The sequence below is a fragment of the Streptomyces sp. KR80 genome (genome assembly GCF_052245555.1).
Lineage (GTDB): Bacteria > Actinomycetota > Actinomycetes > Streptomycetales > Streptomycetaceae > Streptomyces.
Map to the genome: position 1 here is coordinate 87248 of NZ_JBQQCD010000018.1, position 17817 is coordinate 105064.

At 69.2% G+C, this 17817-nt stretch carries 15 protein-coding genes; 14 read left to right on the forward strand and 1 reads right to left on the reverse strand.

Annotation, left to right across the window (positions count from 1 at the left end; all coding sequences use genetic code 11):
• Nucleotides 1-88: 88 nt before the first annotated feature.
• Nucleotides 89-886, reverse strand: a complete 798-nt coding sequence (locus ACTWQI_RS23450) for a C40 family peptidase (protein ID WP_443273446.1) — start codon at nt 884-886, stop codon at nt 89-91.
• A 685-nt stretch (nt 887-1571) separates the two neighbouring features.
• On the opposite strand from ACTWQI_RS23450, the gene ACTWQI_RS23455 reads away from it, so the two are divergent.
• The 14 genes from ACTWQI_RS23455 (at nt 1572) to nuoN (ending at nt 17817) form a co-directional block, all read left to right on the forward strand.
• On the forward strand, nt 1572-1931 hold the full coding sequence (locus ACTWQI_RS23455) for an NADH-quinone oxidoreductase subunit A (protein WP_443273448.1): 360 nt from the start codon (nt 1572-1574) through the stop codon (nt 1929-1931).
• Nucleotides 1932-1947: 16 nt separating this feature from the next.
• A complete protein-coding gene (locus ACTWQI_RS23460) occupies nt 1948-2502 on the forward strand; it encodes a NuoB/complex I 20 kDa subunit family protein (RefSeq protein ID WP_443273450.1) in 555 nt (184 codons plus the stop codon).
• A gap of 118 nt (nt 2503-2620) precedes the next feature.
• Nucleotides 2621-3370, forward strand: a complete 750-nt coding sequence (locus ACTWQI_RS23465) for an NADH-quinone oxidoreductase subunit C (protein ID WP_443273451.1) — start codon at nt 2621-2623, stop codon at nt 3368-3370.
• Complete coding sequence (locus tag ACTWQI_RS23470) at nt 3370-4746, forward strand: NADH-quinone oxidoreductase subunit D (RefSeq protein WP_443273452.1); 1377 nt, start codon at nt 3370-3372, stop codon at nt 4744-4746. The genes ACTWQI_RS23465 and ACTWQI_RS23470 overlap by 1 nt, the downstream gene beginning before the upstream one ends.
• Nucleotides 4747-4763: 17 nt before the next feature.
• Entirely contained in the window at nt 4764-5597 is an 834-nt protein-coding gene (nuoE, locus tag ACTWQI_RS23475; RefSeq protein ID WP_443273513.1) for an NADH-quinone oxidoreductase subunit NuoE, read from the forward strand.
• Complete coding sequence (gene nuoF / locus ACTWQI_RS23480; RefSeq protein WP_443273453.1) at nt 5597-6955, forward strand: NADH-quinone oxidoreductase subunit NuoF; 1359 nt, start codon at nt 5597-5599, stop codon at nt 6953-6955. Before nuoE ends, nuoF begins: the two co-directional genes overlap by 1 nt.
• Complete coding sequence (locus tag ACTWQI_RS23485) at nt 6952-9513, forward strand: NADH-quinone oxidoreductase subunit G (RefSeq protein ID WP_443273454.1); 2562 nt, start codon at nt 6952-6954, stop codon at nt 9511-9513. Before nuoF ends, ACTWQI_RS23485 begins: the two co-directional genes overlap by 4 nt.
• Nucleotides 9510-10889: an NADH-quinone oxidoreductase subunit NuoH gene (nuoH, locus tag ACTWQI_RS23490; protein WP_443273455.1), complete on the forward strand. Its 1380-nt coding sequence runs from the start codon at nt 9510-9512 to the stop codon at nt 10887-10889. The genes ACTWQI_RS23485 and nuoH overlap by 4 nt, the downstream gene beginning before the upstream one ends.
• Entirely contained in the window at nt 10882-11487 is a 606-nt protein-coding gene (gene nuoI, locus ACTWQI_RS23495) for an NADH-quinone oxidoreductase subunit NuoI (RefSeq protein ID WP_443273456.1), read from the forward strand. The genes nuoH and nuoI overlap by 8 nt, the downstream gene beginning before the upstream one ends.
• Entirely contained in the window at nt 11484-12299 is an 816-nt protein-coding gene (locus ACTWQI_RS23500; protein WP_443273457.1) for an NADH-quinone oxidoreductase subunit J, read from the forward strand. The genes nuoI and ACTWQI_RS23500 overlap by 4 nt, the downstream gene beginning before the upstream one ends.
• Nucleotides 12296-12595 carry an NADH-quinone oxidoreductase subunit NuoK gene (gene nuoK / locus ACTWQI_RS23505; protein WP_443273459.1) on the forward strand — a complete coding sequence of 100 codons (300 nt, stop codon included), beginning with the start codon at nt 12296-12298 and terminating at the stop codon, nt 12593-12595. The genes ACTWQI_RS23500 and nuoK overlap by 4 nt, the downstream gene beginning before the upstream one ends.
• Before the next feature lie 12 nt (nt 12596-12607).
• Nucleotides 12608-14548: an NADH-quinone oxidoreductase subunit L gene (gene nuoL, locus ACTWQI_RS23510; RefSeq protein WP_443273461.1), complete on the forward strand. Its 1941-nt coding sequence runs from the start codon at nt 12608-12610 to the stop codon at nt 14546-14548.
• A 3-nt stretch (nt 14549-14551) separates the two neighbouring features.
• Nucleotides 14552-16159 (forward strand): NADH-quinone oxidoreductase subunit M, encoded by a 1608-nt coding sequence (locus ACTWQI_RS23515; protein ID WP_443273463.1) that lies wholly within the window; start codon nt 14552-14554, stop codon nt 16157-16159.
• A 5-nt stretch (nt 16160-16164) separates the two neighbouring features.
• Entirely contained in the window at nt 16165-17817 is a 1653-nt protein-coding gene (nuoN, locus tag ACTWQI_RS23520; RefSeq protein ID WP_443273517.1) for an NADH-quinone oxidoreductase subunit NuoN, read from the forward strand.

Sequence of the window (17817 nt, forward strand, 5' to 3'; positions counted from 1 at the left end):
CCGAGGGAGTCGCCCCCTGTGCGTCGACCGAAGCCGACTGCCCGGCGGCACAGGGCCGCCGGGCAGCAGGGATTTCCGGTACGCGCGGTTACAGCACGCGGGTGGCGCCGGTCGGCGGCCAGTCGCTGACCTTCTGCTTCACCACGCCCTTGCTGGAGTTCGCGGCGTCGATGTACATGCCGTCGCCCACGTAGACGGCAATGTGGTACGCGCTGCCCGCGCCGCCCCAGTAGAGGAGGTCGCCCGGGCGCAGCGCGTCCAGGGAGACCGAAGTGCCGGTGGCCGACTGGTCCTGCGAGACGCGCGGCAGGTCGACGCCGACGGTCCGGAACGCGGCCTGCGTGAGACCGGAACAGTCGTAAGCGGAGGGGCCGGTCGCACCCATGACGTAGGCCTTGCCGACCTGGGCTTCGAGGAAGGAGATGAGGGTCGCGACGCTGCCGGTCGCGGAGGAGGCGGTGCTCAGGCTGGTCCGCTCGGCGGAGCGGGCGGCCCGCTCGCGCTGCGCCTCGGCCTCTCGCGCGGCCCGCGCCTTGCGCTGCGCCTCGGCCTTGCGCTCGGCCTCCTGTTTGGCCTTCTTGGCGGCCTTGCGGGCGGCGTCGGCGGCGCGGTCCCGCTGCTTCTGGAGCTCGGCCCGGTCCGCATAGTCCTGGGCGGCCTGCTCGGTGGCCGCGGAGGACTGCGCGGCCGCACCGACGAGTGCGGCGGTCACCGTGGGCATCTCCACGGTCTCGGTGACGGTCTCCGCGGCGGTCGCGGAGCTCGACCCGCCGGTGACGGCGAGTGTGCTGAGGACGCCGCCGGCCACACCCGCCCGTACCACCCAGGGGTTGGAGGCACGGCGGGGTTTCCGGCGGCTACGTATGTGAGCGGTTGTTTCGGACATGTGACCACGGCTATCAGTGGGGCGTGGGTGCCTTCAAGAAACGTGTGATGCGCCACAGTTGGCGGGTACGCGGCGAAAAAGCGGGCCGCCGATCTCGGCGGGCTGATTCCGCTGCGGAAGGATCAACTCCGGTCTTCCCCATGAGCACGGCATTCCGTTGCTTCGTCCGAATTGCTCGCCGCTTATCACTCCGTACGGTCAGTGGCCAAGCAATGCTTTCTCCGGTGGCGGAGGGGCGTGGGATTCCTAACAGATTGCTGGGAGTTTGAACGCAAGGGCCCGTACGTGAACGCATGCACGTACCGAAGATCTTGGCCGCGCCCTCCCGGGCGGGCGCCGCGCGTCTATCAGCCGTTCTCGTCCAGCGCGAATTTGCCCCTGCCCGGATTGCTTTGCTAGACGCTCAACTCTCTGACCAGCGGTAACGTCGCCCAATGTGACAACTGGTGACCGAGCGGACGCTTCACGTATGGCGATTGCCGCCCATCCGACCTCATGATCGTTCGTCAGGTGGTGGAGATCACAAACCTCTTGGGGACCCCGTGTCGCAGATCACAGAGCGGGAGGCATAGGATGCAGTCGACTCGGGCTTGTGAACTGCCTCACATACGCACGATCTTCCGTGAGGCGGCACTCATGTCCGGTCACGGTCCGCAGTCATCGTCGACTGGAAGGAGCGAGGAGCGTGAACGCCTACGCGCCCATCCTCGTGCTTGGCGCCCTCGGGGCAGGCTTCGCGATCTTCTCCGTGGTCATGGCCGCCATCGTCGGGCCCAAGCGCTACAACCGGGCCAAGCTCGAGGCGTACGAGTGCGGCATCGAGCCGACCCCGCAGCCGGCCGGCGGCGGCCGTTTCCCGATCAAGTACTACCTGACGGCGATGCTCTTCATCGTCTTCGACATCGAGATCGTCTTCCTCTATCCCTGGGCCGTCACCTTCGACGCCCTGGGGTTGTTCGGGCTCGTCGAGATGCTCCTCTTCGTGCTCACCGTCTTCGTCGCCTACGCGTATGTCTGGCGCCGCGGCGGCCTGGAATGGGACTAGGGGGCCAGGAGCCACTATGGGTATCGAAGAGAAACTGCCGAGCGGCTTTCTGCTGACCACCGTCGAGCAGGCGGCGGGCTGGGTGCGCAAGTCGTCCGTCTTCCCGGCCACGTTCGGGCTCGCCTGCTGCGCCATCGAGATGATGACCACCGGCGCGGGACGCTACGACCTGGCCCGCTTCGGCATGGAGGTCTTCCGCGGCTCTCCGCGGCAGGCGGACCTCATGATCGTCGCCGGCCGGGTCAGCCAGAAGATGGCCCCGGTGCTGCGGCAGGTCTACGACCAGATGCCGAATCCGAAGTGGGTCATCTCGATGGGCGTCTGCGCCTCCTCCGGCGGGATGTTCAACAACTACGCGATCGTGCAGGGCGTCGACCACGTCGTCCCCGTCGACATCTATCTGCCCGGCTGCCCGCCCCGCCCCGAGATGCTGCTCGACGCGATCCTCAAGCTCCACCAGAAGATCCGCGAGGAGAAGCTCGGGGTGAACCGCGAGCGGGCCGCCCGCGAGGCGGAGGAGGCGGCACTCAAGGCGCTTCCGACGATCGAGATGAAGGGGCTGCTGAGGTGAGCGACGCACGCGAGGCCGCCGGGCGGCAGATGGCGACGATGCCCGCACCTCTGCGCCGAGCGGGCGGAGATGGGGGTACCTCCCAGGCGCAAGCTCTGGGGGAGAACGGAGGGGCGCTGTGAGCGACGCACCCGAGCCGAACGCCAACGGCGTGAACCCCGACAAGGAGCTGAGCGCCCAGAACTTGCCGGGCCGGCGCGGTGACCACGGCGAGGTCATCGACGTGCGCCGCGGCATGTTCGGTCCGCGCGACGGCGGCGATACCTCCGGCTACGGTGGGCTCGTACGGTCCGTACGGATGCCGCACGCGGCCACGCGCCCGTACGGCGGCTGGTTCGACGAGGTCGCCGACGAGCTCGAAGGCGCCCTCGAGGAGCAGGGACTCGCCCCCGACGACGCCATTGAGAAGACCGTCGTCGACCGCGGCGAGATCACCTTCCACATCGCCCGCGAGCACCTGCCGCAGGTGGCCAAGACCCTGCGCGACGACCCCGCGCTGCGCTTCGAGCTCTGTACCGGCGTCAGCGGCGTCCACTTCCTCGGCGACCAGGGCCGCGAGTTGCACGCCGTCTACCACCTGCGCTCGATCACCCACAACCGGCTGATCCGGCTCGAGGTCGGCTGCCCCGACGCCGACCCGCACATCCCGTCGATCGTCTCGGTCTACCCGACCAACGACTGGCACGAGCGCGAGACGTACGACTTCTTCGGCATCGTCTTCGACGGCCACCCGGCGCTGACGCGGATCATGATGCCGGATGACTGGCAGGGCTTCCCGCAGCGCAAGGACTACCCGCTCGGTGGCATCCCCGTCGAGTACAAGGGCGCCCAGATCCCGGCTCCCGACCAGCGGAGGTCGTACAGCTGATGTCTGCTTCGCAATCCCACCCGTCACCCGGCCACCGCCCCTCATCGACGCCCTTCGGGCCGCCCCCGTCGGATGCACGAGAGACCACAGAAGGCACCGTCTACACCGTCACCGGCGGCGACTGGGACGAGGTCGCGGCCGCGGCTGCCAAGGCGGACGACGAGCGGATCGTCGTCAACATGGGCCCGCAGCACCCGTCCACGCACGGCGTGCTCCGGCTGATCCTGGAGATCGACGGCGAGACGGTCACCGAAGCCCGCTGCGGCATCGGCTATCTCCACACCGGCATCGAGAAGAACCTCGAGTTCCGGACGTGGACGCAGGGCACCACCTTCGTCACGCGCATGGACTACCTCACCTCGTTCTACAACGAGACGGCGTACTGCCTGGCCGTGGAGAGGCTGCTCGGCATCGAGGACGACGTCCCCGACCGCGCCACCCTGATCCGCGTCCTGCTGATGGAGCTCAACCGGCTCTCTTCCCACCTGGTGGCCATCGCCACCGGCGGCATGGAGCTCGGCGCCACCACGATCATGATCTACGGCTTCCGGGACCGCGAGATGATCCTGGACCTGTACGAGCTGATCACCGGGCTGCGGATGAACCACGCGTACATCCGGCCCGGCGGGCTGGCCCAGGATCTGCCGCCCGGGGCGGTGGACGCGGTCCGTGAGTTCATCAAGAAGATGCGGAAGAACCTGCCCGAGTACGACAAGCTCGCCACCGGCAATCCCATCTTCAAGGGCCGGATGCAGAACGTCGGCTACCTCGACCTCGCCGGCTGCATGGCGCTCGGCGCCACCGGACCGATCCTGCGCGCCACCGGCCTCCCGCACGACCTGCGCAAGTCCCAGCCCTACTGCGGCTACGAGACCTTCGAGTTCGAGATCCCGACCGCCGACACCTGCGACGCGTACGGCCGGTTCCTGATCCGGCTGGAGGAGATGCGGCAGAGCCTGCGGATCGTCGAGCAGTGCCTGGACCGGCTGGAGCCGGGGCCGGTGATGGTCGCCGACAAGAAGATCGCCTGGCCTGCGCAGCTCGCGCTGGGGCCGGACGGGCTCGGCAACTCGCTCGACCACATCAAGAAGATCATGGGCACGTCGATGGAGGCCCTGATCCACCACTTCAAGCTGGTCACCGAGGGCTTCCGGGTCCCGCCCGGCCAGGCGTACGCGGCCGTGGAGTCGCCCAAGGGCGAACTGGGCGTGCACGCCGTCAGCGACGGCGGAACCCGCCCCTACCGGGTCCACTTCCGCGACCCGTCCTTCACCAACCTGCAGGCCATGGCGGCGATGTGCGAAGGCGGCCAGGTCGCCGACGTCATCGTCGCGGTGGCGTCCATCGACCCCGTGATGGGAGGCGTCGACCGGTGACAGACGTCCAGTTGGGGATGCCGCAGCTCCCCGCCCCCGACTACCCGGCCGACGTGCGGGCCCGGTTGGAGGCCGATGCGCGCGAGGTGATCGGGCGCTACCCCGACAGCCGTTCCGCGCTGCTGCCCCTGCTGCATCTCGTGCAGTCGGAGGAGGGGTACGTCTCCCGCACCGGCATCCGGTTCTGCGCCGAGATGCTCGACCTCACCACCGCCGAGGTCACCGCGGTCTCCACCTTCTACACCATGTACCGCCGCAAGCCGTCGGGCGAGTACCAGGTCGGCGTCTGTACGAACACGCTGTGCGCGGTGATGGGCGGTGACGCCATCTTCGACGAGCTCAAGCAGCACCTCGGTGTCGGCAACGGCGAGACCACCGAGGACGGCAAGGTCACGCTCGAACACGTCGAGTGCAACGCGGCCTGCGACTTCGCACCCGTGGTGATGGTCAACTGGGAGTTCTTCGACAACCAGACGCCGGAGTCGGCCAAGCAGCTGGTGGACGACCTGCGGGCAGGCAGGGAAGTCGCGCCGACCCGCGGCGCCCCGCTGTGCCCGTACAAGGAGACCGCCCGCATTCTGGCCGGCTTCCCCGACACCCGGCCCGGCGCGGTTGAGGCCACCGGCGGTGCCGGGCCCGCCTCGCTCGTCGGACTGCGGCTCGCCAAGGGCGAGGCCACACCCGGCCGGATCGTCTCCCCCCGACCGGCCCCCGCCGACCGGGCCGGAGAGCCGCCGGGGCCCGACGACGAAGCGCCCCCGACCCACCCCAGCTCCCATGACTCCCCGCAGCAGACGTCCGCGGCCGACCCGGACCACCCGGCCGGCCCGGTGTCCGAGGAGGGTGAGTGATGACCGTGGCAGCACACATCGAATCGACCAGCCCCGAGAAACTGCTCTCCCCCGTGCTGTCGGCCTTCTGGGACCAGCCGCAGTCCTGGACCCTGCAGACCTACCTCCGCCACGACGGCTACAAGGGCCTGCGCAAGGCCCTGGAGATGGCGCCGGACGACGTCATCGCCCTGGTCAAGGACTCCGGTCTGCGCGGCCGCGGCGGGGCCGGCTTCCCCACCGGCATGAAGTGGCAGTTCATTCCGCAGGGCGACGGCAAGCCGCACTACCTCGTCGTCAACGCCGACGAGTCGGAACCTGGCACCTGCAAGGACATCCCGCTGCTCTTCGCCAACCCCCATTCGCTGATCGAGGGCATGGCGATCGCCTGCCATGCGATCCGCTCCGACCACGCCTTCATCTATCTGCGCGGTGAGGTCGTGCCCGTGCTGCGGCGCCTGCACCAGGCGGTCGCCGAGGCGTACGAGGCGGGATACCTCGGCAAGAACATCCTGGGCAGCGGCCTGGATCTCGACATCACCGTGCACGCCGGCGCGGGGGCGTACATCTGCGGTGAGGAGACCGCACTGCTCGACTCGCTCGAAGGCCGACGGGGCCAGCCGCGGCTGCGTCCCCCCTTCCCCGCGGTCGCCGGTCTTTACGCCTGCCCCACTGTGGTGAACAACGTCGAGTCCATCGCGTCGGTTCCGGCGATCCTGCACAAGGGCAAGGACTGGTTCCGCTCGATGGGCAGCGAGAAGTCCCCGGGCTTCACGCTCTACTCGCTCTCCGGTCATGTCGCGCGCCCCGGCCAGTACGAGGCGCCGCTCGGCATCACGCTGCGCCAACTCCTCGACATGAGCGGCGGCATGCGGCCTGGCCACCGGCTGAAGTTCTGGACCCCCGGCGGCTCGTCCACCCCGCTGCTCACCGACGAGCATCTGGATGTGCCGCTCGACTACGAGGGCGTCGGCGCGGCCGGCTCGATGCTCGGCACCAAGGCGCTTCAGTGCTTCGACGAGACGACCTGTGTGGTCCGGGCCGTCACCCGCTGGACCGAGTTCTACGCCCATGAGTCCTGCGGCAAGTGCACACCCTGCAGGGAAGGGACGTACTGGCTGGTGCAGTTGCTGCGCGACATCGAGGCCGGGAAGGGCCGGATGGCGGACCTCGACAAGCTGAACGACATCGCCGACAACATCAACGGCAAGTCGTTCTGCGCCCTCGGCGACGGTGCCGCCAGCCCGATCTTCTCCTCGCTCCAGTACTTCCGCGAGGAGTACGAGCAGCACATCACCGGCCGCGGCTGCCCCTTCGACCCGGCGAAATCCACTGTCTGGGCAGACGAGAAGAACCCCCACAGGGAGGTGTCCGCATGACCGTCACGACGTCCTCCGCCACCTCTTCCGGAGGGGAAGGCGCCGCCGTCCCGCCGGAGGACCTGGTGTCCGTCACCATCGACGGCATCGAGATCTCCGTGCCCAAGGGGACGCTCGTGATCCGGGCGGCCGAGCTGCTCGGCATCGAGATCCCGCGCTTCTGTGACCATCCGCTGCTCGACCCCGTCGGCGCCTGCCGCCAGTGCATCGTCGAAGTCGAGGGCCAGCGCAAGCCGATGGCCTCCTGCACGATCACGTGCACGGACGGGATGGTGGTGAAGACCCAGCTCACCTCGCCCGTCGCCGAGAAGGCCCAGCGCGGTGTGATGGAGCTGCTGCTCATCAACCACCCGCTGGACTGCCCGGTCTGCGACAAGGGCGGCGAGTGCCCGCTGCAGAACCAGGCGATGAGCGCCGGCCAGGCCGACAGCCGGTTCGAGGGCCGGAAGCGGACGTACGAGAAGCCGGTCCCGCTGTCCGCGCAGGTGCTGCTGGACCGCGAGCGCTGCGTGCTGTGCGCCCGCTGCACCCGCTTCCAGCAGCAGATCGCGGGCGACCCGATGATCGAGCTGCTGGAGCGGGGCGCGCTGGAGCAGGTCGGCATCGGCGAGGGCGAGCCCTTCGAGTCGTACTTCTCCGGCAACACCATCCAGATCTGCCCGGTGGGGGCCCTCACCTCCAAGGCCTACCGGTTCCGCTCCCGCCCCTTCGACCTCGTCTCCTCGCCCAGCGTCTGCGAGCACTGCGCGGGCGGCTGCGCGACCCGCACGGACCACCGGCGCGGCAAGGTCATGCGTCGCATGGCGGGCGACGACCCCGAGGTCAACGAGGAGTGGATCTGCGACAAGGGCCGCTTCGCCTTCCGCTACCAGCAGCAGCGGGACCGGCTGACCACGCCGCTGGTACGGAACGCGGAGTCCGGCGAGCTGGAGCCCGCGAGCTGGCCGGAGGCCCTCGAGGCGGCGGCCAAGGGACTGGCGGCAGCCAAGGGGCGTACCGGCGTGCTGACCGGAGGCCGACTCACGGTCGAGGACACCTACGCCTACGCCAAGTTCGCCCGGGTCGCGCTCGACACCAACGACATCGACTTCCGGGCCCGGGTCCACAGCGCCGAGGAGACCGACTTCCTCGCCGCGCACATCGCCGGCCGCGGCCGGGATCTGGACGGCAGCGGGGTCACGTACACCGCGTTGGAGAAGGCCCCGGCGGTGCTGGTGGTGGGCTTCGAGTCCGAGGAGGAGGCGCCCGGCGTCTTCCTCCGGCTCCGCAAGGGCATGCGCACCCACGGTCAGCGCACCTTCGCCATTGCTACGCACGCCACCCGCGGTCTGACCAAGGCGGGCGGCACCCTGCTCCCGGCCGCGCCCGGCACCGAGCCCGACTGGCTCAACGCTCTCGCGGCCCGGAACGGGCTCGACGGCGAAGGGGAGAAGGCGGCGGAGGCGCTGCGTGCCGACGGCGCAGTGATCATCGTCGGTGAGCGACTGGCCGGCGTTCCGGGCGGACTGACCGCCGCCGTACGGGCCGCCACCGCGACGGGTGCCACGCTCGCGTGGATCCCGCGCCGGGCCGGCGAGCGCGGTGCGGTCGAGGCGGGTGCGTTGCCCGGGCTGCTGCCCGGCGGCCGCCCGGCCACCGACCCGCGCGCCCGCGAGGAGACCGCCGCCGTCTGGGGCATCGCCGGGCTCCCGCACCGGCACGGCCGTGACACCGGGCAGATCGTCGAGGCCGCGGCCACCGGCGAGTTGGTCGCCCTGGTCGTCGCGGGCGTCGAGGTCGCCGATCTGCCGGACCCGGCCCGGGCACTCCAGGCGCTGGACGACGTCGGCTTCCTGGTCAGCCTGGAGCAGCGGCCGAGCGAGGTGACCGACCGGGCCGACGTCGTGTTCCCGGTCGCCGCCGTCGCCGAGAAGGACGGCACGTTCCTCAACTGGGAGGGCCGGGCCAGGCCGTTCGAGACCGCGCTCAAGCCGGACCAGATGGCCCGGCGCCAGCCCCTCCCCGACGCCCGTGTGCTGCACATGCTCGCGGACGCACTCGACGTGCACCTGGGGCTGCCGGATGTGCGGACCATCCGGCGGGAGATGGAGCGGCTGGGCGCCTGGCAGGGCCCGTACGCCACCGGCCCCGCGGAACGTCCGCAGCCGGCTCCCCGCCCCGGCGCGGGCGAGGCCGTGCTCGCCGGGCATCGGCTGCTGCTCGACCAGGGCAGGCTTCAGACCGGTGACGAGGCACTGGCCGCGACCCGGCACGCGGCCGTGGCCCGGCTCTCGGCCGCCACGGCGAAGGAGGCGGGCGTCGCGGACGGCCGGAGCGTACGGGTCTCAGGACCGGCCGGGTCCGTGGAACTCCCGCTGCAGATCACGTCGATGCCCGACCGCGTCGTCTGGCTGCCGATGAACTCCGTCGGCGGCGGCGTCACGGCCGATACCGGTGCACGCCCGGGTGAGCTCGTCCGGATCGGTGCCGGTGCGAGTGCCGATGCCGCGGGCCCGCAGGCACACGAGGCCGCCGCCGATTCTGGCAGCGGCCCGGAGACGCCGGAGGTGCGATCGTGAGGTCAATCCCGGCCTTCAGGGCCGAGACCGTGCTGGCCCAGGAGGACCTGTCCATGTTCGGACGGGACCCCTGGTGGCTGATCGCGCTGAAGGCGGTGTTCTGCTTCGCCTTCGTGATGCTGACCGTGCTCTTCTCGATCGTCTGGGAGCGCAAGGTCGTCGCCTGGATGCAGCTGCGCATCGGCCCCAACCGCCACGGACCGTGGGGGATGCTCCAGTCCCTCGCGGACGGCATCAAGCTGATGCTGAAGGAGGACGTGGTCGTCAAGCGCGCGGACAAGGTGGTCTACGTGCTGGCGCCGGTCGTCGCCGCCATCCCGGCGTTCATGGCGATCGCGGTGATCCCGTTCGGGCCGGCGGGCAACGAGGTCTCGATCTTCGGCCAGCGCACCGCGATGCAGCTCACCGACCTCCCGATCGCCGTCCTCTACATCCTCGCGGTGGCGTCCGTCGGTTTCTACGGGATCGTGCTGGCAGGCTGGTCCTCCGGCTCGACCTACCCGCTGCTCGGCGGCCTGCGCTCCGCCGCCCAACTGATCTCCTACGAGATCGCCATGGGCCTGTCCTTCGCCGCCGTCTTCCTCTACTCGGGGTCGATGTCGACCTCCGCGATCGTCGAGGCGCAGGGGGACCGCTGGTTCGCGGTCCTGCTCCCGGTCTCGTTCCTGATCTACATCGTGTCGATGGTCGGCGAGACCAACCGCCTGCCGTTCGACATGCCGGAGTCCGAGGGCGACCTCGTGGGCGGGTTCAACACCGAATACTCGTCGATCAAGTTCGCGATGTTCATGCTCGCCGAGTACGTCAACATGGTCACCGTCTCGGCTCTGGCGGTCACCCTCTTCCTGGGCGGCTGGCGGGCCCCGTACCCGATCAGCGCGTTCTGGGAGGGTGCGAACCACGGCTGGTGGCCGTTGCTCTGGGTCGTGCTCAAGGTGCAGCTGCTGCTGTTCTTCTTCATCTGGCTGCGCGGCTCGCTCCCGCGGGTCCGCTACGACCAGCTGATGAAACTCGGATGGAAGGTCCTCATCCCGGTTTCGGCGGTCTGGGTGATGCTCGTCGCGACGGTGCGGGCGCTGCGCAACGAGAACTACGACTTCCAGCAGATCGTGCTGTACATCGGCGGTGCGGTCATCGCGCTCCTGCTCCTCTCCTTCGTCGTCGACGTCTTCCGCGACCGGGGCGCGAGGGCGGCGGAGGCGGAGGGCGGACCGCCGCCCGAGTTCGACCCGATGGCGGGCGGCTTCCCGGTGCCGCCGCTGCCCGGACAGACTCTGCCGCCAGTTCCGCGCCGACGGTCGCGCAGCCAGCGCGAGTTGGTTGTCAGTGGCGGGCCGGATACTGACAGTGACGGAAAGGAGGCTGACGGTGGGTGAGTTCCAGAACCCCGTGGCCGGCTTCGGCGTGACCTTCAAGGCCATGTTCAAGAAGCGGCTGACCGAGCAGTACCCGGAGGAGAAGAAGCCCACTGCACCGCGCTTCCACGGCCGGCACCAGCTCAACCGTCATCCGGACGGGTTGGAGAAGTGCATCGGCTGCGAGCTGTGCGCCTGGGCCTGCCCCGCCGACGCGATCTACGTGGAAGGCGCGGACAACACCGACGAGGAGCGCTACTCGCCCGGCGAGCGATACGGCCGCGTCTACCAGATCAACTATCTGCGCTGCATTCTTTGCGGGCTGTGCGTCGAGGCGTGCCCGACCAGGGCGCTGACGATGACGAACGAATACGAGCTCGCCGACCGGACCCGCGAGTCGCTCATCTACACCAAGGAGGAGCTGCTCGTGGGCCTGGAGGAGGGCATGGTCGACTCTCCGCACGCGATCTATCCAGGGATGACGGAGCAGGACTACTACCGGGGGCTCGTCACCGAGGCGGCAACGGGCACGGAGCGGCAGGTGGCCGTGAGCGAGGGCGAAGAGCCGGAGTCCGAAGGGTCTTCGGCCCGGCCCGAAGACCAGGGGGTGGACGCATGAACCTCGCGGCCACCATGACCTCCACCGGCGAGGCCGTGCAGTTCTGGATTCTGGCGGTCGTCGCCGTCATCGGGGCCCTGTGCACCGTCTGGATGAAGAAGGCCGTGCACAGTGCCCTGTGCCTGGCCGCCACCATGATCGTCCTGGCGGTCTTCTACCTCGTCAACGGCGCCTATTTCCTCGGCGTCGTCCAGATCGTCGTCTACACCGGCGCGATCATGATGCTGTTCCTCTTCGTCGTCATGCTGGTCGGCGTCACCGCCGCCGACTCGCTCAAGGAGACCCTGAAGGGCCAGCGCTGGCTGGCGGCGATCTGCGGGCTCGGGTTCGGCATCCTGATGATCGCCGGGATCGGCAACGCCTCGATCGAGACCTTCAACGGCATCGGCCGGGCGAACGCGGGCGGCAATGTCGAGGGCCTGGCCGCGCTGCTCTTCAGCAAGTACGTGTTCGCCTTCGAGCTCACCGGCGCCCTGCTGATCGTCGCGGTCGTCGGCGCGATGGTGCTCACCCACCGCGAGCGCGCCGAGCGCGCCCCGTCCCAGCGCGAGCAGGCCGAGGCCCGAGTCCGTGAAGGCAAGCAGGTCCCGCCGCTGCCCGCGCCCGGGGTCTACGCCCGGCACAACGCGGTGGACATCCCGGGCCTGCTGCCGGACGGCACGCCGTCGGAGCTCACCGTCAGCCAGACGCTGCGCGCCCGCGGCCAGATCCGCGATGTGTCCCGGCAGTCGCTCGCCGAACTCGCCGCGCTCGAGCAGCGCGCCGAGGAGCGGCTCGGACGGTACGAGCGTTCCGAGGAGGCCAGCAAGTGAATCCGGTCAACTACCTCTTCCTCGCCGCCCTGCTGTTCAGCATCGGGGCGGCAGGCGTGCTGATCCGGCGCAACGCGATCGTCGTCTTCATGTGCGTCGAGCTGATGCTGAACGCCTGCAATCTGGCCTTCGTCGCCTTCTCCCGGCTGCACGGCAACCTCGACGGCCAGATCATCGCGTTCTTCACGATGGTCGTCGCCGCGGCCGAGGTCGTGGTCGGCCTGGCGATCATCGTGACGATCTTCCGTGCCCGCCACTCGGCCTCGGTCGACGACGCCAGCCTGATGAAGCTGTAAGGGGTCGCAACAGTGGAGAACCTCATCGGATTGCTCGTCGCGGCCCCACTGCTCGGTGCGGCCGTACTGCTGTGCGGCGGGCGGCGGTTGGACCGCACCGGGCACTGGATCGGCTGCGCCATGGCCACCGTGTCCTTCGTGATCGGCGCGGTGCTGTTCGCCCATATGCTGGGCCTCGGCGGCGAGGAACGCACCCTGGGCCAGCACCTGTTCAGCTGGATCCCGGTCGGGGGCTTCCAGGCGGACGTGGCCTTCCGCCTCGACCAGCTGTCGATGACCTTCGTGCTGCTGATCACCGGAGTGGGTTCGCTGATCCACTTCTACTCGATCGGCTACATGGAGCACGACGAGCGCCGCCGTCGCTTCTTCGGCTATCTCAACCTCTTCCTCGCGGCGATGCTGCTGCTGGTCCTGGCCGACAACTACCTGCTGCTGTACGTCGGGTGGGAGGGCGTCGGCCTGGCCTCGTACCTGCTCATCGGCTTCTGGCAGCACAAGCCGAGCGCGGCCACGGCGGCGAAGAAGGCGTTCCTGGTCAACCGGGTCGGCGACATGGGCTTGTCCATCGCGATCATGATCATGTTCGTGACCTTCGGGACCTTCGCCTTCGAACCGGTGCTGGCCTCGGTGGGTGCGACCGGCGAGGGCACGGTGACCGCCATCGGCCTGATGCTGCTGCTCGGTGCCTGCGGCAAGTCCGCCCAGGTGCCGCTGCAGTCCTGGCTCGGTGACGCGATGGAGGGCCCGACCCCCGTCTCGGCGCTGATCCACGCCGCGACGATGGTGACCGCCGGCGTCTATCTGATCACCCGGTCCGGGGCGATCTTCAACGCGGCGCCGGACGCGCAGCTCGCGGTGGTGACCGTCGGCGCCGTCACGCTGCTCTTCGGGGCGATCGTCGGTTGCGCGAAGGACGACATCAAGAAGGCGCTCGCCGCGTCGACGATGTCCCAGATCGGCTACATGATGCTGGCGGCGGGCCTCGGCCCGATCGGCTACGCATTCGCGATCATGCACCTGATCACCCACGGCTTCTTCAAGGCCGGGCTCTTCCTCGGCGCGGGCTCGGTCATGCACGGCATGAACGACGAGGTCGACATGCGAAAGTACGGCGCCCTGCGGACGTACATGCCGATCACCTTCGTCACCTTCGGGCTCGGCTATCTGGCGATCATCGGCTTCCCGGGCCTGTCCGGCTTCTTCTCCAAGGACAAGATCATCGAAGCGGCCTTCGCCAAGGGTGGTACGGAAGGCTGGATCCTCGGCGGCGCGGCGCTGCTGGGCGCGGCCATCACCGCGTACTACATGACCCGAGTGATGCTGCTGACCTTCTTCGGCGAGAAGCGGTGGCAGCCCGCACCCGACCCGGACAAGGTGCCGAGTGTCGAGCCCGGTATCGAGGTGCACCCCGGCGAGATGCCGCACCCCCACGAGGCACCGAAGTCCATGACGATCCCGATGATCCTGCTCGCCTTCGGGTCGGTCTTCGCGGGCGGGCTCTTCAGCATCAACGACGCGTTCGTCAACTGGCTCAAGCCGGTGACCGAGTTCGAGCACGGTCACTCCCCGCTGAGCGCCGCCACCGTCACCTCCGCGACGGTCGTGGTCCTGCTCGTCGGTGTGGCGCTGGCCTGGGCGCAGTATGGGCGCGCGCCCGTGCCGGTCACCGCGCCGCGCGGCTCGCTGCTCACCCGGGCGGCCCGCCGCGATCTGCTCCAGGACGACTTCAACCATGTGGCCCTGGTCAAGCCCGGGGAGTACCTCACCCGGGGTCTGGTCTACCTCGACCACTCGCTCGTCGACGGTGTGGTCAATGGGACCGCGGCCTCGGTCGGCGGTCTCTCGGGCCGGCTGCGCAAGGTGCAGAACGGCTTCGCCCGCTCCTATGCGGTCTCGATGTTCGGCGGTGCGGCGGTCCTGATCGCCGCCACCCTGCTGGTGAGGGCGGTCTGATAGATGTCATTTCCCCTGCTCACGGTAACGGCGGCGGTGCCGGCGCTCGGCGCGATCGCCACTGCCGCCGTCCCCGCCGCGCGCCGCACCGCCGCCAAGTGGGTCGCGCTGCTGGCCTCCCTCGCCACGCTCGTGCTGGCGGCGGTCGTGCTCGTACGCTTCGACCCCGGTGGCGCCCGCTACCAGCTCACCGAGTCGCATGCCTGGATCGAGGACTTCGGGGTCCGGTACTCGCTGGGCGTGGACGGCATCGCGGTGGCGCTCATCGGGCTGACCGCGCTCCTCATCCCCTTCGTGATCCTGGCCGGCTGGCACGACGCCGACCCCCTCGAGGAGAAGGTGAGCCGCAAGTGGCGGCCCACCCAGGGCTTCTTCGCGCTGGTCCTGATGGTCGAGGCGATGGTGATCATCTCCTTCGAGGCCACCGACGTCTTCCTCTTCTACATCTTCTTCGAAGCCATGCTGATCCCGATGTACTTCCTCATCGGGGGCTTCGGGGACCGGGCACACCCGCATGGTGAGGAGGAAGCGAGCCGGCAGCGGTCGTACGCCGCGGTGAAGTTCCTGCTCTACAACCTCGCGGGCGGTCTGATCATGCTGGCCGCCGTCATCGGGCTCTTCGCGGTCACCGCCGACGACCTCGGCACCGGCACGTTCTCCCTCCAGGGGATCGTCGAGGCCCGGGCCGGCGGAGAGCTCGACATGGCGACGGTCACCGAACGCGCCCTGTTCCTCGGCTTCTTCTTCGCCTTCGCGGTGAAGGCGCCGCTCTGGCCGCTGCACACCTGGCTGCCGAACGCGATGGGCGAGTCCACTGCACCCATCGCCGTACTGATCACCGCGGTCGTCGACAAGGTCGGCACCTTCGCGATGCTCCGCTTCTGTCTCCAGCTCTTCCCGGAGGCGTCGAAGTGGGCCACGCCCGCGATCCTGGTGCTGGCCGTCATCAGCATCGTCTACGGAGCACTGCTCGCGGTCGGCCAGCGAGACATCAAGCGGCTGATCGCGTACGCCTCGATCTCCCATTTCGGCTTCATCATCCTGGGCATCTTCGCGATGACCAGCCAGGGGCAGAGTGGGGCCACGCTCTACATGGTCAACCACGGGATCTCCACTGCAGCCCTGATGCTGGTGGCCGGCTTCCTGATCTCGCGACGGGGATCGCGGCTCATCGCCGACTACGGCGGGGTGCAGAAGGTCGCGCCGGTCCTCGCGGGCACCTTCCTCGTCGGTGGTCTCGCCACGCTCTCGCTGCCCGGCCTCGCGCCCTTCATCAGTGAATTCCTGGTGCTGGTCGGCACGTTCAGCCGCTATCCGGCGCTCGCTGTCATCGCGACCTTCGGCATCGTGCTGGCCGCGCTCTACGTCCTGGTGCTCTACCAGCGCACGATGACCGGCCCGGTGAAGGCCGAGGTGCGGGGCATGCCCGATCTCAAGGTCCGGGAGCTCGTGGTCGTCGCCCCGCTGGTCGCCCTGTTGATCTTCCTGGGGGTCTTCCCGAAGCCGGTCACCGACCTCGTGAACCCGGCGGTGGACTACACCCTCTCGGACGTCCAGAAGACGGACCCCAAGCCTGATGTTCCGGTACGAGACGTGGAGGCCGCGAAGTGATCGCCGTGGCAGACCCAAGTGTTGTCCACAGCCTGTGGACAACGGCGGCCCAGGCTCCGGAGAAGATCCAGGGCCCGGACATCGAGTACGGGCAGCTGGCCCCCACCCTGATCGTGCTCGGCGCCGCCGTCATCGGCGTGCTCCTGGAGGCATTCCTGCCGCGCCGCAGCCGGTACTACGCCCAGCTGTTGCTGTCGCTGGTCGGTCTCGCAGCCGCCTTCGCGGCCGTCGTGGGGCTGGCGGTGGGCGGTTACGCGACGGAGAAGTCGCGGATCGCCGCGATGGGCGCGATCGCGGTCGACGGCCCGGCGCTCTTCCTGCAGGGCACGATCCTCCTCGTCTCCCTGGTGGCGCTCTTCACCTTCGCCGAGCGGCGGCTCGATCCGAAGGAACACGGCAAGCATGTCGATTCGTTCGCCGCGCAGGCCGGTGCCGTGCCGGGCGGCACGGCGGAACAGGCCGCCGTGAAAGCCGGGTTCACCACGACCGAGGTCTTTCCGATCCTCCTGTTCGCGGTCGGCGGCATGCTGATCTTCCCCGCCGCCAACGACCTGCTGACCCTCTTCGTCGCCCTCGAGGTCTTCTCCCTGCCGCTGTACGTGCTGTGCGCGCTGGCTCGCCGTCAGCGGCTGCTCTCGCAGGAGGCAGCGGTGAAGTACTTCCTGCTGGGCGCCTTCTCCTCCGCCTTCATGCTGTTCGGCATCGCGCTGCTCTACGGCTATGCGGGCACGGTGACGTACGCCGGGATCGCCGAGGTCGTCGACGGCACGGTGCGGGAGATCACTCCGGCCCTCGCCGGGACCATGGGCAACGACGCGCTGCTGCTGATCGGCGGTGCCATGGTGCTGATGGGCCTGCTCTTCAAGGTCGGCGCCGTGCCCTTCCACATGTGGACGCCCGACGTCTATCAGGGCGCCCCGACCCCGGTGACCGGCTTCATGGCCGCGGCCACCAAGGTCGCGGCGTTCGGTGCGCTGCTGCGGCTGCTGTACGTCGTGCTGCCGGGCCTGCGCTGGGACTGGCGGCCGGTGATGTGGGGCGTGGCGATCGTCACCATGCTGTTCGGTGCGGTCGTTGCCGTCACCCAGACCGATGTGAAGCGGCTGCTGGCGTACTCCTCGATCGCGCACGCCGGCTTCATCCTCGCGGGTGTCATCGCCGCCACCCCGGACGGCATCTCGTCGGTCCTCTTCTACCTGGCCGCGTACTCCTTCGTGACCCTGGGCGCCTTCGCGGTGGTCACGCTGGTGCGCGACGCCGGGGGCGAGGCCACCCACCTCTCCAAGTGGGCGGGGCTGGGGCGGCGGTCGCCGCTGACGGCCGCGGTTTTCGCGATCTTCCTGCTGGCCTTCGCCGGTATCCCGCTGACCTCCGGATTCGCCGGGAAGTTCGCGGTCTTCAAGGCGGCGGCGGGGGGCGGTGCCGGGGCGCTGGTCATCGTGGGCGTCATCGCCTCCGCCATCGCGGCGTTCTTCTACATCCGGGTGATCGTGCTCATGTTCTTCAGCGAGCCGAAGCCGGAGGGGCCGACGGTCGCGGTGCCGAGCCCGCTGACGATGACGGCGATCGCGTTGGGTGTCGCGGTCACGGTGGTGTTGGGCGTCGCTCCGCAGTACTTCCTCGACCTGGCGAGCCAGGCAGGGGTGTTCGTGCGGTAG

What these genes read in the sequence shown, in the direction of transcription:
- ACTWQI_RS23460 (WP_443273450.1), top strand. Translation starts at nt 1,948, where the DNA reads ATGGGTATCGAAGAGAAACTGCCGAGCGGCTTTCTGCTGACCACCGTC.
- ACTWQI_RS23500 (WP_443273457.1), top strand. Translation starts at nt 11,484, where the DNA reads ATGAACCTCGCGGCCACCATGACCTCCACCGGCGAGGCCGTGCAGTTC.
- ACTWQI_RS23470 (WP_443273452.1), top strand. Translation starts at nt 3,370, where the DNA reads ATGTCTGCTTCGCAATCCCACCCGTCACCCGGCCACCGCCCCTCATCG.
- ACTWQI_RS23515 (WP_443273463.1), top strand. Translation starts at nt 14,552, where the DNA reads ATGTCATTTCCCCTGCTCACGGTAACGGCGGCGGTGCCGGCGCTCGGC.
- ACTWQI_RS23450 (WP_443273446.1), bottom strand. Translation starts at nt 886, where the DNA reads ATGTCCGAAACAACCGCTCACATACGTAGCCGCCGGAAACCCCGCCGT.
- nuoF (WP_443273453.1), top strand. Translation starts at nt 5,597, where the DNA reads ATGACCGTGGCAGCACACATCGAATCGACCAGCCCCGAGAAACTGCTC.
- nuoE (WP_443273513.1), top strand. Translation starts at nt 4,764, where the DNA reads ATGCCGCAGCTCCCCGCCCCCGACTACCCGGCCGACGTGCGGGCCCGG.
- ACTWQI_RS23485 (WP_443273454.1), top strand. Translation starts at nt 6,952, where the DNA reads ATGACCGTCACGACGTCCTCCGCCACCTCTTCCGGAGGGGAAGGCGCC.